This window comes from Chitinophaga sp. CC14 (assembly GCF_048957795.1).
Classification (GTDB): domain Bacteria; phylum Bacteroidota; class Bacteroidia; order Chitinophagales; family Chitinophagaceae; genus Chitinophaga; species Chitinophaga ginsengisegetis.
The window spans coordinates 72,391-89,639 of the sequence record NZ_JARBFY010000005.1; the positions used below are offsets into that span (position 1 = coordinate 72,391).

12 protein-coding genes are annotated in these 17,249 nt (G+C 49.3%); 5 read left to right on the forward strand and 7 right to left on the reverse strand.

Going from position 1 to position 17,249, the window contains the following annotated elements; genetic code table 11:
* The 4 genes from PV783_RS19885 (at position 1) to PV783_RS19900 (ending at position 4,808) form a co-directional block, all read left to right on the forward strand.
* On the forward strand, positions 1 to 1,629 hold the full coding sequence (locus tag PV783_RS19885; protein WP_420989303.1) for a S41 family peptidase: 1,629 nt from the start codon (positions 1 to 3) through the stop codon (positions 1,627 to 1,629).
* Between the two features lie 20 nt (positions 1,630 to 1,649).
* Complete coding sequence (locus PV783_RS19890) at positions 1,650 to 2,789, forward strand: redoxin domain-containing protein (protein WP_420989304.1); 1,140 nt, start codon at positions 1,650 to 1,652, stop codon at positions 2,787 to 2,789.
* Positions 2,790 to 2,997: 208 nt separating this feature from the next.
* Positions 2,998 to 3,861 carry an NmrA family NAD(P)-binding protein gene (locus tag PV783_RS19895; protein WP_420989305.1) on the forward strand — a complete coding sequence of 288 codons (864 nt, stop codon included), beginning with the start codon at positions 2,998 to 3,000 and terminating at the stop codon, positions 3,859 to 3,861.
* Positions 3,862 to 3,866: 5 nt separating this feature from the next.
* On the forward strand, positions 3,867 to 4,808 hold the full coding sequence (locus PV783_RS19900; protein WP_420989306.1) for a helix-turn-helix domain-containing protein: 942 nt from the start codon (positions 3,867 to 3,869) through the stop codon (positions 4,806 to 4,808).
* Between the two features lie 71 nt (positions 4,809 to 4,879).
* Here the strand turns inward: PV783_RS19900 and rluF are convergent, their stop codons facing one another.
* From rluF to PV783_RS19920, 4 genes are read right to left on the reverse strand one after another with little or no spacing between them, the layout of a single operon-like run.
* Entirely contained in the window at positions 4,880 to 5,620 is a 741-nt protein-coding gene (gene rluF, locus PV783_RS19905; RefSeq protein WP_420989307.1) for a 23S rRNA pseudouridine(2604) synthase RluF, read from the reverse strand.
* Positions 5,621 to 5,633: 13 nt separating this feature from the next.
* Positions 5,634 to 6,545 (reverse strand): hypothetical protein, encoded by a 912-nt coding sequence (locus PV783_RS19910; RefSeq protein ID WP_420989308.1) that lies wholly within the window; start codon positions 6,543 to 6,545, stop codon positions 5,634 to 5,636.
* Between the two features lie 4 nt (positions 6,546 to 6,549).
* Positions 6,550 to 11,583: a DUF4132 domain-containing protein gene (locus PV783_RS19915; RefSeq protein ID WP_420989309.1), complete on the reverse strand. Its 5,034-nt coding sequence runs from the start codon at positions 11,581 to 11,583 to the stop codon at positions 6,550 to 6,552.
* Between the two features lie 44 nt (positions 11,584 to 11,627).
* Positions 11,628 to 12,053, reverse strand: coding sequence for a hypothetical protein (locus tag PV783_RS19920; protein WP_420989310.1), 426 nt, complete (start codon positions 12,051 to 12,053; stop codon positions 11,628 to 11,630).
* Between the two features lie 128 nt (positions 12,054 to 12,181).
* On the opposite strand from PV783_RS19920, the gene PV783_RS19925 reads away from it, so the two are divergent.
* Positions 12,182 to 14,128, forward strand: a complete 1,947-nt coding sequence (locus tag PV783_RS19925; protein ID WP_420989311.1) for a lectin-like domain-containing protein — start codon at positions 12,182 to 12,184, stop codon at positions 14,126 to 14,128.
* Here the strand turns inward: PV783_RS19925 and PV783_RS19930 are convergent, their stop codons facing one another.
* The 3 genes from PV783_RS19930 to PV783_RS19940 all read right to left on the reverse strand — a co-directional run bounded on the left by PV783_RS19930 (position 14,129) and on the right by PV783_RS19940 (position 17,194).
* Entirely contained in the window at positions 14,129 to 15,199 is a 1,071-nt protein-coding gene (locus PV783_RS19930) for a ketoacyl-ACP synthase III (RefSeq protein ID WP_336389328.1), read from the reverse strand.
* Positions 15,200 to 15,362: 163 nt separating this feature from the next.
* Complete coding sequence (locus tag PV783_RS19935; protein ID WP_420989312.1) at positions 15,363 to 16,370, reverse strand: LLM class flavin-dependent oxidoreductase; 1,008 nt, start codon at positions 16,368 to 16,370, stop codon at positions 15,363 to 15,365.
* Between the two features lie 68 nt (positions 16,371 to 16,438).
* Complete coding sequence (locus PV783_RS19940; RefSeq protein WP_420989313.1) at positions 16,439 to 17,194, reverse strand: type 1 glutamine amidotransferase domain-containing protein; 756 nt, start codon at positions 17,192 to 17,194, stop codon at positions 16,439 to 16,441.
* Positions 17,195 to 17,249 lie beyond the last annotated feature (55 nt).

Sequence of the window (17,249 nt, forward strand, 5' to 3'; positions counted from 1 at the left end):
ATGTTGCTAAAAAGATATTCCCTGGTTACGATGGGTTTGGTGGGGCTTTCATTCAGTTTGAAAGCACAGGTAAATCCGAAAGAAAAACTCTGGCAGACACTAAAAACTATCCAGGGCAACTACGTGGATTCGCTGACAGATGAAACATTGGTGAATGCAGCCATTGCCGGTATGATGCGTGAGCTGGATCCCCACTCCCGCTATTTCTCCGGCGTTGAATCTGCACAGATGCAGGAAGCGATGAAAGGTAAATTTGCGGGCATAGGAATCCAGTTCCTGGTGGAGAAAGACACCGCTTATATCACCCAGGTTATTAGCGGTGGTCCGGCTGAAAAAGCAGGACTGCAGGCCGGCGACAGGATCATCTCTATAGATAACATACCCGTTACCGGCACTACCAACTTTGAGGTGATGAAAAAAATACGGGGAGAAAAAGGTAAACCACTGACACTGGTAGTACGCCGTAGAAATAACCCGGCAGATATTACCAAAGAGATCGTCCGTGACGTGGTAGCCGACAGGTCTGTAAGAGCCGCCTATATGGTCAACGACAGCATCGGATACATTTCCCTGCGCATCTTCAGTGAAACCACCCGTAATGAAATAGATAAGGCCATCACCGATTTGCAGGCAAAAGGGATGAAAAGCCTGATCCTGGATCTTCAGGGGAACGGCGGCGGATATGTAGAAGCAGCAATCGGCGTGGCAGATGAATTTCTTCCTAAAGACAAACTGGTATTTTACAGCGTTGGCAGGGACAAAGGCAAGGACTATTATTATACCGGCGGCTTCGGCAGATTCATGGAAGGCCGGTTGGTAGTGCTGATCGACCAGTATACCGCCTCCGCCAGTGAAATACTCACCGGCGCCCTGCAGGATTGGGATCGCGCCGCCATTGTTGGCAGAAGAAGTTTTGGTAAAGGACTGATGCAGCGTCCGGTGCCCGTATTCGACGGCTCTGTGCTGGAACTGACCGGCGCCCGGTACTACACGCCTTCCGGCAGGTCTATTCAAAAGCCCTACCACGGCTCCTCCTACAGCGACAACGTATACACCCGGCTGGCCAGCGGTGAACTCACCAATGAAAAGGTAATTCACTTCCCCGACTCTTTAAAATTCACTACGCTGACGGGTAAACGAACTGTTTACGGCGGTGGTGGTATTATGCCGGACCGTTTCATCCCGCTGGATACCGTTGAATACAACGGCTGGCTGCAGGATGTAGCAGATCATCAGCTCACAGGCAAAATCACTTTCGATTATCTCGATACCAATCGCGCAAAGCTGCTGGCCGATTACAAGGATTTCAAGGCATTCAATCAGCAATATAACGTTCCGGATTACCTGGTACAGGAAGTAGTTGGCTCCGCACAAGCGGCTGGACTTCCATTGCTGCCGGGCAGTAAAGACAGGATCCTCCCCCTGCTCTCTCTCGAAATAAAAGGCCAGCTGGCCGCGCAGCTGTTCGCCGGCAACGACTACTACCTGCAGGTATTAAACACCGACAACGGCAGCTTTAAAGAAGCAATGCGCCTGCTGGAACAGCCCGCGCTGATGAACAATTTGCTGAAACCCGCCCCGGTAGCAAAAGAGAAAGTAAAGGAAACACGGAAAGCAAAGAAAAAGTAATCATCTTCAAAAATCATAACATGAATCTGAATAAGTTGATAATGGTAGCGGGCATGTGTACTCCACTGGCAACAGTAGCACAACAGTCTTATACCATTAAAGGTAGCGTGAGTAATATCAAGGAGCCCGTAAAAGTGTTTCTGACCTATAAAGTAGATGGTGAACGCCTCATGGACTCCACCATCATGAAAGGTGGCAGATTCACTTTCAAAGGCAGTGTACATGCACCTAAAGAAGCTCACCTGGTGGTGAAACACAACAATCTTCCTCCCGACCCGACTACCCGTCCGGTAGAAGATATTCTTGCCTTCCTGATTGAAGACAAAACCATCACCATCACAGCAAAGGACTCGATCAAAAATGCAGTTATTACCGGCAGCGTGACCAACGACGACAACACAAAAGTGAATGCCATGCTGAAACCCATCTATGATCAGTACGAAAAACTGAATGAGGAGTTTAAGTCGAAGCCACTCGAACAGCAAAAGGATACCGCTTACCTGAACAGTCTCGACAGAAGAGCCAATATCATCAAAGACGAGATCATCGCCGCCAAGATGAAGTATGTAAAAGCCAATCACAACAAGTACATGGCACTGATGGCTTTCAACTCTACCCTGCCGCCTGAATTTGATGCGATTGCAGCAGAAAAGGAATTTAACCAGTTTGATGAATTACTGCGCCAGTCGGATCTGGGTAAGGAACTGGGCACGCGCATTGCAAAAGTGAAGAAAACCCAGGAAGGCGCTGCGGCTCCCGACTTTACACAACTGGATGCCAGCGGTAAGCCGGTGAAACTTTCTGATTTCAGAGGTAAATATGTACTGCTCGACTTCTGGGCCTCCTGGTGCGGCCCCTGCAGAAGAGAGAATCCAAATGTGGTAAAAGCCTACAATACTTTTAAAGACAAAGGCTTTACTGTACTGGGTGTATCGCTGGATAAGCCGGATGACAGGGAAAAATGGCTGGCAGCCATTGAAAAAGATGGTTTACAGTGGACACAGGTAACTGATCTGAAAGCATGGGATAATGAAGCAGCCAAGCTGTACGAAGTAAACGCTATTCCAATGAATTTCCTCATCGATCCAAACGGAAAAATCATCGGTAAATATCTCCGTGGCGAAGCTTTAGAGGCTGCGTTGAAGAAAGTAATGCCGTAAATACGTTTTTATTCCAATCATTAGATAATGGTTTGTTGTTTCCTCCAGCTGATGGAAATGACTATACGCGTACCGGGATTGTATCCTGGTGCGCGTTGCCATTATAGGCGGCTTCGTAGTCAAATTACATTTTCATACAATCTTCTGAGATTTGAACACTTTTCCTCCGGCATCCCGGTGGACCTTTGAGTACATTAAACTACTGAAAATGAAAATCGTACTTACAGGTTCCCTCGGGAATATCAGTAAACCACTCACTGAAATATTGGTGAAGGCAGGACATCAGATCACACTCATCAGTACAGATCCCAATAAACAGGCCCGGATACAGGCTATGGGCGCCCAACCCGCTATTGGCAGCATTCAGGATCTCCCTTTCCTCATTAAAACCTTTACAGGAGCTGATATTGTTTATTGTATGAACCCGCTGAACTTCACGATGCGGGACCTGGATGCCTGGGATAGCAATTTGGATAATTATATCCGGGCTATCAGGCAAACCGGGGTAAAGCGTGTGATTGTGCTGTCGGGATGGATAGCACACCTGCTGAATTCCGTCCGGCCGGAGAAAAAGTTTGAGGCACTTCAGGATGTGTCTATTACCTTTGTGCGACCGGGACCTTTTTACAGTAATTTCTACCACCTTAAGGATATGATCCGCCAACAGCGTATGATTGTATCCAATTATGGCGACGAGGATATGGTGGCTTTTGTAGCTCCTGAAGATATTGCTGCTGCTATCGTGGAAGAGATCAATACCCCGGCGATGGCAGGTACGAAGGTGACCTATGTAGCCAGCGAGGAACTTACCTGTAACCAGGCGGCACAAATTATAGGAGAAGCGATTGGAATACCAGACCTGCAATGGAAAGCAATTCCCGGAGAACAGGTAAAACAAGGACTCGAAGCTACCGGCGTATCGCCTGAAGTTGCCGGATTACTGGTAGAAATGCAGGCAAATATGCATAATGGAAAAGCGCAGCAGGACTACTACCTTAACAAACCTGTTTTAGGGAAACGAAAACTGCGGGATTTTGCCAGGGAGTACGCTACCTGGTACCATCAAAACTAAATATTATGGCAGGAAACCTTCCTCTGAAAATAAAAAGCATCCATGAGCTATTGCAACTGAAAGGTTTGCCTGATACAAGACATCCGCTTATCAGTGTAGTCAATATTGCCGAACTAAAGCAGCTGCCTAAGTATGTAAATATAGTGGCGACCACTAATTTCTATTTTATAGGTATGAGCAAATACACGCAGTATTGTTTGAAAATGAAGTATGGGCAACAAGAGTATGATTTTGATAAAGGCGTGATGAATTTTATAGCACCAGGACAGGTATTTAATTTTATTGCCGATCAGGTGGAAGAAATAAACCGGTCCGGATGGTTGCTGCTGCTCCATCCGGATTTTCTCTGGGGCCATCCCCTTGCGTTGAAGATAAGGCAATACGAATTCTTTGATTACGCAGTAAATGAAGCCCTGTTCCTGTCTGATTATGAAGAGCAGACAATTAGCGGGTTGTTCAGGAACATTGAACAGGAATACAGTACAAACATTGATAAATTCAGCCAGGGGATTATTATTTCCCTCATCGAAACCCTGCTGAAATATTCAGAGCGCTTTTACCAGCGGCAGTTTATTACCCGTAACATTACCCACCACGGTATTGTGAGCCAGCTGGAAGCATTGCTGGAAAAGGCTTTTTCCAAAGAAGCACTGGAAGAGAACGGGGTGCCAACGGTAAAGGATATATCCGGCCAGTTGAATATTTCGCCTAATTATCTGAGCGGCTTGCTCAAAACACTTACAGGCAATAGTACCCAACAACACATACAGGAGAAGATCATAGAAAAGGCGAAGGCAAAACTCACTATGACAGATTTATCTGTAAATGAAATAGCTTTTGAACTGGGTTTTGAATATCCGCAGTCTTTTTCCAAATTGTTCAGGACTAAGACAAATATCTCTCCGCTGGAATTCAGAAAGTCCAGCAGGTTTATTGAACTTCATTAGAAGAGGTAGAACAGTGGAGAGGTACCACGGATATAAAACCCGTGCCCGGAGGCAATAAAAAGAAAACCCAATCACTCATCCATCCCATCCGCATCATTCCCCGCGGTCTTCTTACTATTCGCCACCAAAGCATTCAAATTACTCACTTCTTCCTTCGTAAAATACCGCCAGCTTCCCTGTGCCAGGTCTTTCAGCGTCATGTTCATAATGCGTGTCCGTTTCAGCGCCACTACATCATAGCCCAGTGCTTCGCACATCCGGCGTATCTGGCGGTTGAGTCCCTGCGTTAAAATGATCCGGAAACGGTTGGCGCCTTCCTGCTGTACAAAGCATTTCTGCGTCATTACGCCGAGGATGCGCACACCGTTGCGCATGTTTTTGAGGAACTCGATGTCTATGGGTTTGTCCACGGTAACAATATATTCTTTCTCATGCTGATTACCGGCTCTCAGGATTTTATTCACGATGTCGCCATCGTTGGTGAGGAATATCAGTCCTTCGGAACGCTTATCCAACCGGCCTATCGGGAATATGCGGGAGGGAAAGTTCACGTAGTCGATAATATTGGTTTTATCCTTGAGGTCTGTGGTACAGGTGATCCCTTTGGGTTTGTTCAGGGCAATATACACGGTAGCTTTTTTCTTTTTGAGCGGCTCCCCGTCTACTTCTACCACGTCGCCATCTTTAACGCGATTCCCTTTGGAGGCGATGTTGTCATTGATCGTTACGCGGCCCTGTTCAATATATTTATCAGCTTCGCGGCGACTGCAAAAGCCGGTTTCACTGATGTATTTGTTAACGCTTATATCCATAATCAGGTGCAAATTACTTAAAACCGGGCAAAAATGCTTCCACTGCTCCCGTATCCAGGTTCAGCAGTTTCATGGTATATAAAAGTACGTGGTGATGAAAATAGGCGCCGATAATACGTCCGCGGCCCTGTTCAGACTGGATGATATTACGGACAGCCCCGGTTTTCCGGTCCAGCACATATTCCACGCCCCACCCGTTGGCTTCGGTGGCGCCGGCGCTCAGGCATATCAGTGCATCGTCTTCCGTTACCAGGATATCCGTGCCATGCACCTGGCCACTGTCGCCGCCCAGGTCGGAGAAGTTGCGCTGCCACAGGGGCTGGAACTGCTGATCGCAGCAAAACAGGATGTTGCCATGTGTAAGTACCAGGTATTGCCCGTTCCACCAGGTGATTTTGCTCACCAGGTCGGGGTAAGGTGTTTTTACTTTAGTGCATGTAAAGTCGGCGCCGTCCACGCGGATATATGCCTTCTGTTTCTCCATCGGAAAATAAAAAACATCCTGAAAAGGATCGTAAGTACCATCGCCCAGGCGTACCGCGGAAGGCACTACTGCTACAGTTTCACCGGTGGCAATATCCACCCAAACGGGTTTCTGGCTGTAGGCCTCCAGCAGGATATGCGTGCCTGCTGCATTAAAGAGGGCGTTATAATACAGGTGCCGGTTGATGCTGTACAGTTCTTCCTGTGTATCGATGTTCATCACCACCATCCTGCTCACCAGTTTGCGCGATCCTATGATCATCGGGGAATTCAGCACCAGCCAACGATTGCCGGGATGCCATGCCACCACGCTGTAACCGGGATACTGCACCCACAATTGTACCCGTTCGTTGGGCGTGTCGTACCACAGCGGAGCTGCTCCCTTCTCATCAATACTGGAAAGGAACAGCTGTCTGTTTTTATAATCTGTAATGATATTCATCTGGTTAGTTCATGTTTAACTGCGACAAAATCGTCGGGTCCTGGATCTCAGTATCTCTCGCCAGCAACAGTACTTTGGAGATCAGCTCGGCCGATTTCGGGTCATCATCTATAAACGGTAAAAATATCCGGCCGCGGTGCTGCGAATGCACCGGCAAAACAGACAGGTATTTTCCCGGCAGCTGGTGCGCCACGGCGCTACCCAGGTGCACGCTATATTCGCCGTGATGCCCTTTGATCCGCGCGTGACTGCCACTGATGGTCACGTTATCTACCTTAAACAAACGCAGCGTTTCCGCCAGCAACACACTCCGCATTTCAATGGACGAATGACTCGCCTCCGGATCCACTCCGCCGGCATGCGCTACACTCACCACCAGGTCAATATCCCGCATCACTTCACTGAATATCAGTGGAGAGATCTGCTCAAAGGCCACTGGCTTCCCGGTTTTCAGGTCATGAAATATGATGGTCTCCAGTGTAGGAGGCTCCACATCTGCAGGCGAAAACCAATCAGCCATCGCGTATATCTTCGCTACAAAACCTTCTTTATGGAATACTTTCTGCAACCCTTCTTCATAGTCCACTTTCCAATGCCGGTTTTTCAACAACGCTACGGTTTGAGCCGGCTGCACCTGGTGCCCCGCGTAACGGCGGGAGATAGATTTCTCCGCCAGCTCATCTGCCAATGGAATATACAGCTCACGGAACACCTGTTTAAATGGTTGCTGCCACTGTTTCTCAAAAAGATACCGCTGGTAGTCACTCCATACACGCAACCGGTACAGGTCTGCGCTGTGGGCAATACGGATCTCATCTCCTTCCGCCAAAACAAATTCCTTTCCTCCCGGTGCATGTAATACACCGTTGTGGTAAAACCCATGCCGCTCTCCTGCTACATACACCAGCTTCTCTAAATGTCGCGCAATTACCGGGTGATCAAATAAATTAGCCAGTTCTGAATATAAAAATCCATCGCCCCGTACCATCGCATCTTCGAGCGATTTCTTCGACCGGCTGAACTGCTCCCTTAATATCTTCCGGTAATCATGCAGTTCTTCTACTTTTGCGTCTTTCTTATATTTCGGAGGAACTGCCTTCAGGGCCTTATCTCCTTTGAAGGCTATCACATCGGCCACGCCGGTGTCATCGATCACCAGCCCGATGGTCACATCATCATACTTCACCTGTGTTTCTTTTGATAAAATCCCTTGTACCTGCCGGGTTTCCATCGCCCAGGTCAGTCGCTGCGGATCGGCATAACCGGCATTGCGGGCCAGGTTCTCCAGCGCTACCCGGATGGCCAGCGCTTCACTGGTTTGCTTCTGCGCACCAAACTGCCGGCTCTCTTTCTTAAATTGCTGCAGGTACTCATAACGTCCCAACACATCTTTACCGGCGTTGGCCTTACTCAACGGAATCAGGCCATACATCCGCAGATAATCCTGGTCGCGCTTCTCTTTTATCTTCTGGGTAACTTCTTTTAATTTAATATCCCCGGTAATAACGTCAGCGTATAAACGCGCTCTCCGGTGCTCATTACCATCACTGATGTATTTGGCGGCATCATATACTACCTGCCAGCGCACTTTCCCTATCTCTTTATATGCTTTCAGGAACCAGTCTTTGTCAACAGCACCAATCTTAAAATCAGCCAGGTCCACCGCGCTGTAACGCGCTATCTCACTCTCTGCCTCTGCATTCTGTTCCGCCGCACCGGACGATTTGGTATGCGCATGCATCCACCAGATGGCGGCATCCAGTCCTTTCCAGTTCAGGTACCTGCTCACAAATTTTTGCCACTGCGGGGCATACACCGCCGCTTCAATCAGCTGTGCTTCCGTTACAGTCAGTTGCTGCATAGCGGCATTAAAAAGGTCCTGTGTATCTCCGGGCAATGGATAACATTTCTTCAGCAATGTACTAAACTGTTGCTGCCGCGTAAAGGTATCGCCCCAGGTATAAATGTAACCCCGGTATAAAGAGGTCTTCCCTAGTCCCGTTAATATTTCCGCAAACCGGCTAATACCATACACCTGCTTGAGCTGCGGCACAAACTGCGTTACTGCCGTGGGTGTATCACCCCGCTTCAGTTCTATATCCAGGAAATGTTCGCGCATACGTGCAAACATCGCTTCCAGGAAAGAAAACTGTTCAAAGTAATCAAACGCATTTTTATGCGGCTTACCCTGCGATAACAACCGGATATTTTCCTTGCTGATCAGCCCACGGTACATTTCACTTTCGCTGATAAGCCCTGCCTGGTAAGCATAACAGAACACCTCCAGCGGTGGTAAATGATCACCCGCGCTATCCGGTAATCCTGTAAACTGCCGCCAGTGGTACAACTGCCAGCAATCGTTAATCAGCTCAGGCGCCAGGCGAGAACTCACCAACTCCAAAGGTTTATTCAACACGGCAAGCAATTGCCACCCGCCACGCACATACGGATAGGTTGTACCATCCGACCGGTAAGTAAACACCTCCGGCGTAAAAGACGCAAATAACCTGCTGGCAACGCCAAGCAGAAACGCATTCCGTTCTTCAAAAGGATGGATCAGCTGCAACGCCGTAAGCGCCCGCAACACTGGATTCGACCATTTATAAGGATGCTGCTTTCTCGCTGCAGCCGGTAACATCACTTCTGCAGCAGGATAAAAAACATCCGTTAAATGCCGCCATGCTGCCACCTGCTCCTGCTGCTCCAGCATCAGCGTATTCAACAAAAACAAATCCCGTGGCTGTATGTTGTTGGCCTGGTACCACTGTTCCCACACCTCCGGCAACGGGTAAGCTGCATACTCTGCTTCAGGTGTTTCAAAGCGGTAACTATAAGGTTTGTTCTTATTAAATTCATTCGCCAGCAACACCTTGGCACGACTCCCATCATACTGCTCCACTTCATATTCGTAATCGCCATGCGACAATATCAATGTATACAACGCTTCCAACGCCTGTTGTATAGCAGCTATAGGTTTGGAAAAACCAAACTCCCCGGTTTGCAAACACTGCGCATAATAATCATCAGTCTTTACCACAGGCGCTACCACCGGCGATATCAGCGCCGGATCATATAAGCCGTAACCATTCTCCACTGTAAAATTCAGCGCCTCATTCTCCGCGGATAATTGTGACAACAACACTTCTTCACGCTGCGATATATTTTTTCTTTCCTTGAAAGATGCCTGCCAGTCGTTGATTTCTTTTGTCAAGCGGTTTGTCTTTTTCAGCTGTACGGCAATATCCAGTCCGGCTAAACGCTGCTCTGTGTCTCCTTCCAGCAACTGCGTGGTAACCGCCGCTATCACCGCTTCCGGCTGCCGTAAAATCAATGCAATGGCCTTGCTCCTGCCGCCGGCGCTCTTTCTTTTCAGTAACTCTATAAACACTGCCATCTCTTCCGTGGTAAACTGCTCTTTCCCCAATGCCCGGAAAGCCACATCTACTACAAGTTCAGCCCGGTCTTTCAACAGGCGTATCGCAAAGTTCCGCTGAAACGCTGTCAGTTCCGGGGCATCTTTCGCAGTCTGCTCATTCCAGCCCCAGGCCGCATGATAAGGAAAGGTAAGATGCGTCAGCTGCTGCCGCAGTGAAACATTCATCTCATCAAAATACAGCAACATTGTATCCAACCGGTCCTGCCGGTCCAGCACCAGGTGCGTCATCACCTGCAATGCCGCATTGCGGTCGAACTGCACATTCATCCACGAAAACACCTGGCCGGTAAACGTTTTTTCTTTGCCGCTGCTGCGCTGAACAATAGCATGCAGCCGGTCAAATAATTCCGGGAAATATTTATCGTAATGCTCTCCACGGTTATAGATCAGCAAATTAATACCTGTCAGCGCCATGCCCAGCACCACTTCTTCCTTATCTTCCAATGCCTGGTAAAACAGGGGCATGTCTATGTTATAATATTTTGTTTCTCCCGCAAACTTCAGCGCAAGGCAACGCTTCTCTGTAGTGCCATTGGTAAACAACTCATCCAGGTAAGGTTTTGTCAGCTGCACATCCAGTACGCCCTGCGCCCACAGTGCCATGTATACCTCCATGTTGTTTTTGCTCTGCACTGCTTCCGGTATCAGCGCAGGTGTTTCGAGGTATATATGCGCTTTTTCAAGGAACTGCTTCACGGTGGTTTCTTTCTCCGCTTCCCAGCCGAGGCCGGCCCATACGTCCACTGCGCGCACTACAGAAGAAAAACGGGTCATGTTATTATCCAGCAACACTTTCATCATATACTTCAGCGCGCCAATACCTGTTTCATCCAGCGATTCCAGGATGGTTTGCCGCAACCCTTCCTGCCGTTGTGCGGCCAGTAACAACTTCTCTACCAATACCCATGCAGGCTGTTTTTCACTGTTCAGCAACGCTTTGATAATGGCCCGCGTAACTTTACCAATGCTGTCTTTATTAAAAATAATATCCTCCATCACCTGCAGCAACGCATCATTGCCAAGATCAATGGCTGCTGCCCAAACCCGGTACAGCTGATGACTTTGCAGCTCCTGGTCGTAGCGCACCTGCTCCACTACGCTCAAATCAAAACAGTTAAATTTCACTACCGGCGCATAGGTAGTTTGTGAAGCCTGCGGTACAGCATGAATAATAAAGTTCAACTGGTTTACAAAATACACTTCCGGATCATGCGGCGCCCGGAAAGAACGACGGGCCGAACTTACCTGGTACATCTGGTAAGGAATCCGCTCCCACGCATATTTTACATAGACCGCTTTTTCTTCTCCAAAAAAATAAACAAGTAAATTCCATGCGGCAGGATCATTCCAGTGATTTGCCGGGAGCAGCGAGGCGATAAGATTATAACGTGTATCCTTATACGTTACATTTCTGCGGTAAGCAAAAGAGTGGTCTTTCTCTTCTTCCGGCGATTCCAGTAAAAACAGTAATCCCAGTGCGGCCATCTCTTTCGTTAACAAAGGATGGGTAATTTTGTTGGCATTAATGGCTTCCAGCTCCTCTGCCATTTTCTTCAAATGATCAGGGATTTCCCGGCTCTCCAGGAACTTTTTTGCATCCATAAAAGGTCTTTTACTAAACGTTGACGGGTTAAAACAATTTTTCTTTACCAGATGCTTCCGGCGAGAAAGGTTAACCTGATAAAGGTAATAATTGTGAGACTATCTAACGAAAAAATGGCTGTTAAATTCTCTATTTCTTTATCATTGACAAACACCGCAAACAGGCCGTCTTCAAACGCCTGTAAGGCTGTAGTCTGCGCCTTTTCCGCATCAGCTTTATGTTCGTTGTAAATACTGCCAAAACCGGCTTTACCCGTAGCGGCAAGGTCGTCCGTTTGCTCCGGGGAAAGGAAGGGCAATAGGTTTTTCTCCGGCAGCTTATTGTTATACGCAGTTACCTGTTGTTTCACCACCGCCACCAGCAATTCGCGGAGTGACGGATGATCCGTTATATCGTCTATTTCCAATACCTGCCTGTCTATAATCGCATGTTTCCGGCCGGCTTGTTTTACACTGATCGTAATTTGCATGTCTCCGTCTCTTTGGGTCCGGCAAATCTAACGGAAAAACCTATGTCGCCCAATAATTATGCTTTGATCTTAATCACTAAGAATGTAACTTGTTACCGGCAATCTGTCCCGCTGCCCGGCTCCCCGACATGAAAAGAATACTATGCCTGATCACCGGTCTACTGCTGCTGAAAAGTTCCCCGCTCACGGGTCAGACAGCCCTGCCATACATACTCAATGGCGCAGCTGCCCAGCGCACGTGCAACTGCTATGTGCTCACACCGGATCAGCAATTTACCAGCGGCACCGTATGGAATAAAAACAAAATCAACCTCAACCAGTCGTTTAATTATGTGTTTGATGTAAACCTGGGTTGTAAAGATGCAACCGGTGCAGATGGTATTGGTTTCATCCTGCAAACCAAAGGCACTAATCTCGGCGGTACCGGTCAGGGCATCGGTTTTAAAGGCATTTCACCGTCTCTCGGTATCATTATCGATACCTGGCAAAACAGCGATGAAAATGACCCTCCCTATGATCATATCGCCATACAGATGAATGGCATTACGGATCACAGCGATCCCACCGGCAATCTTACCACACCGGTAACTGTGCTGGCCAACAGCGATAATATTGAAGATTGCAACTGGCATCTCTTCCGCATCCGGTGGGACGCGGCAACAAAGCATATGGAAATAAGCGTGGATAATGAACTGCGCCTCACACTCGATAAGGACATTGTAAACGATATTTTCGGCGGGGATCCCAGCGTGTTCTGGGGCTTTGCCGGATCTACAGGCGGCAGCACCAACAAACAGGAATTTTGCGCCGCCCTCCGCCCGGAATTTAATTTCAATCCCCAGCAGATTTTCTGCGATGGTACTCCCATCCAGTTCAGGGACAATTCCAGCTCTTTCGGCTCTATCACCCGCTGGTGGTGGGATTTGGGAGATGGAACCTTTTCCACCGCTCCCCTGCCGCCCGCTCACGTATATCCTGCGGCCGGTCATTATGAAGTAAAACTGGTGATTGAAGATAACAGCGGCTGCATGTCCGACACCTTAAAAGCGCCTTTCACCGTAGGTGCGTACCCGGTAGTGGACTTTGGCCCCGACCCACTTTGCCTCAATGCCAAAATGCAGATGGAAGATCGTACTACCATCACCGTTGGAACACTCCAAAAATGGGAATGGAACTGGGGCGATGGCACTACCGCTGCCGGTCAGCAACCAACAGCGCCCTACACCACACCCGGTACCCGGCAAATACAACTCTCGGTTACCTCTGCGCAGGGCTGTGGCAGCAACGCCACCAAATCTGTCCTGGTCAGCAACACCCCGCAGGTAAGCGGCAGGGGTGAAGATGTATGCCTGGGCGTTCCTACCGGCTTTGAAGGAACCAACCTTACACCGGCCACGCCCATCAGCCAGTGGCACTGGAACCTCGGCAACGGCTACACGCTGTTGCAGCAACAGGGCACCTTCCGCTTCGCGGATACCGGCTACTACCCCGTACGGCTATACGCCGTTAGCAGCGACGGCTGCATCTCGCCCGAAGTGGAAGTTCCCGTCAGGGTTACTTCCGTATTCGCACAGGCCGGGAAAGATACTATCGTTGCCAGCGGCCAGCCCCTGCAACTCCAGGCGGAATGGCTCAATCCCCGGATCCGCTATGCCTGGTCGCCCACCACCGGCCTCAATGATCCCTACATACCCAACCCCGTCGCCATCCTGCAAAAGGACCAGACATACCGCCTCACCCTCACTTCCCCGGAAGGATGTGAGGACCACGATGACGTAAGCATAAAAGTGTATGAAGGACCGGAATTCTACGTACCAAACGCATTCACTCCCAACAACGACGGGCGCAACGACATCTTCCGCGTAATTGCCGCGGGCGTACCCAAACTGGATTTCTTTTGTATCTGGAACCGCTGGGGCCAGGAAATATTCCGCAGCGCCGACCTCCCCGGCGGATGGGACGGAAACTGGCAGGGGCGCCCCGCTCCCGCCGCCACCTACGTATGGATGGTGCAGGGCGTGGATTACACCGGGCGCCGCTTCAGCAAAAAAGGTACGGTAACGCTTATACGATAATTACATCCGGTAACAAATCGCATTGATGTTCATGCCCGCTCCCACAGAAGCAAACAGGATCACTTCGCCGGCATGTACCTCCTGGTTGGCAATATGCCCCTTACGTACCATGTCAAATAAAGTAGGAACCGTGGCCACAGAACTGTTGCCAAGCTCGTGGATATTCATAGGCATAATATCCACCGGTATATCTTTAATACCGTATAATAAGTAGAAAGCCTTGATGATGGCAATATCCATCTTCTCATTGGCCTGGTGTATAAAGATCTTTTTTACATCTGCAATGTTCACACCTCCTGTGTCCAAACAAGCCTTCATTGCCTCCGGCACATGCTTCAGTGCAAACTCATATACCTTGCGGCCCAGCATCTTGATATAACGTACACGCTTATCCGCTTCCGGTGCATACGACTTACCCATATAAATATAATTGAGCTCGTCCATCGCGTACGATTGTGCGCTCGCACTGATAATTCCTGCCGTACCTTCCGTGTCTTTGAAAGCCTCTACAATCACGGCGCCGGCGCCATCACTGAAAATCATGCTGTCACGGTCGTAGCGGTCAATCACCCTGCTCAGGGTTTCTGTTCCTATCACCAGGCACTTCTTCGCCAGTCCTGCTTTAAAAAACGCATCTGCCTGGATCAATCCCTGGATCCATCCCGGGCAGCCAAACAAAATATCGTAGGGTATACAGGAAGGATTGCGGATACCCAATGCCTGCTTCACCCTGGAAGCCAGCGATGGTACCGCGTCCGACTGAATCGTATCTGTTAATACATTCCCGAAATTATGCGCCAGGATAATCTGATCCAGCGTTTCCGGGTCTACTCCCGCATCTTTTATAGCTGCTACTGCCGCCGCTACTGCCATCTCCGTGGCGTTCATATCTATATCGGCATACCTGCGTTCAGAAATCCCCGTTACTTCCTCAAATTTGCGGATGATGTCTGCCGCCTCAGATGGGATTCTTTCCTGCCGGTCACTGTAGAATTCCTGTTGCAAAAAATCTTTATTTAGTTTTTTGTTGGCAGGAATGAAGCTACCAGTACCGGTTATAACTGTTCGCATTGTTTGAACCATAGATCGTTTTTTAAGCTGCCACCTGACAACCCATTATATAAAGATACAATAAAAAGCTACCCTGTATACACCCTCCCAACCTTCACCAGCCTGTAAACACAAAAGGCGCTGTCAAAAACAGCGCCATTATTAATATTGTTCTTTACTTAACTTATAAATTATCAACGATTCCCTTCAATAATTCGTACGACCGAAGCCGTGTGTCCTGGTCGTAAATGTGCGCAGTAGCCATCAGCTCATCTACCTGTGTTTCTTCCAGGAAACGCTGCAAGCCTGTTTGCACAGTAGCGGAACTACCAACAAAGGAACAACTCAGCATCTGTTGTGCATGCGCCGCCTCATACTCATTCCACACTCCCTCCATACTGTCTATCGGTGGTCCCAGTCTCCGCAGATTACCACGGATGATACCGAGGAACAACTGGTAAAACGAGGTGGCCAACCGGTTGGCTTCCGCATCGGTATCCGCCGCAATTACATTCACACAGGCCATCGTATACGGAGCAGATAAAAATTCTGAAGGCTTGAATTGCTGCCGGTATATTTTCAGCGCGGCATGCAATTGTGCGGGTGCAAAATGACTCGCAAAGGCATAGGGCAAACCCATAGCAGCAGCCAGGTAAGCGCTGTCGGTGCTGGAACCCAGTATCCATATCGGGATATCAAGGCCCTCACCAGGTATCGCCCTCACAGCGCTGGTATGGTTATCGAACGATAAGTATTGTTGTAATTCCTGTACCTGCTCCGGGAAATCATGCCCCGCCCCTAGCCGGTCGCGGCGCAATGCCCGCGCAGTTACCTGGTCGGTACCCGGCGCCCTTCCCAGGCCCAGGTCAATCCGGTCGGGATACAGTGAGGCAAGGGTGCCAAACTGCTCGGCCACCACCAGCGGCGCATGGTTCGGCAGCATAATACCGCCCGAACCTACCCGGATCGTGTTGGTACCACCGGCTATGTATCCCAGCAATACCGCTGTAGCCGAACTGGCCACGCTCACCATATTGTGGTGCTCAGCCATCCAGAAACGCTTATATCCCAACTTTTCTACGTGTTGTGCCAGCCGCAGGCTATTCCGGAATGCATCTGCAGGCGTACTTCCTTCTGTTACCGGTGCCAGGTCCAAAACCGACAGCGGCCGTCTTAATCCATGCTTACTCATGGTTACAAATTTAGGTCATTGCGGCCCACCGAAACGGGGTGATATACTTTAGGTAAGCACTTCCCCCGTTAAGCATGCTCCAGCATATGTATAAATTCCGTGGAAAAACGGTAGGCATCGCCCGGCCAGCGGGCAGATAGATAGTGCCGGTCCCGTACCGTAAATCCCCGCTCCGGATGTTGGGCATCATCCCTGGCCAAAGGTAGCGGCCCGGACAGGAACTGCGCAGGATCGCCCAGCGCCGCCGTCACCTCGGCCTGTACGGTAACAGGATACGTGAGATAATAATCTTTTAACCACCACCGGGTAAGATGGTAAGCCATGCGCTCCTGGCTGGCCAGCAAGGCAGTGGTTTTATAGGAATGTAAAACGGATAACCCCGTCCGCGGGTCTTTGCTTCGCGCAGCCAGCACCACACCATGACAAATAGCCCCCACCGGCTTCTGCGCCATAAAAAAATGAGCAACCACCTCCTGTAACAGGGATGATTCAAGGTAAACCTTCACACCCTTATCATGGCCGCCAGGCAGCAAAAGCGCGTCATATTCCTCCGGACGGATTTGGGTATATTTTAAAGGGGTACAAAAAGATTCACTGTTCGACATCCGGTGATAAGCCATCACCGCGTCTTCACGCGCCTGCAACAACCATTTCCACACACCCAGCTGTTCTCCCCTCAGTATCCGGAGATCCGCCATCCCGCTGTAACCACCCGGCGTGGCAAACTGCACGTCGTATCCCTTTGCTGTCAGCAACAACCAGGGTATAGCCGCTTCAGTGGGATCGAAACCATAATCAGGTAGTGGCACCAGTACCTTCTTCATTCATGAACGTTTATGTGCAGGCAGTAACTTAAAAAGAAAGATAACAAAAAAAGCA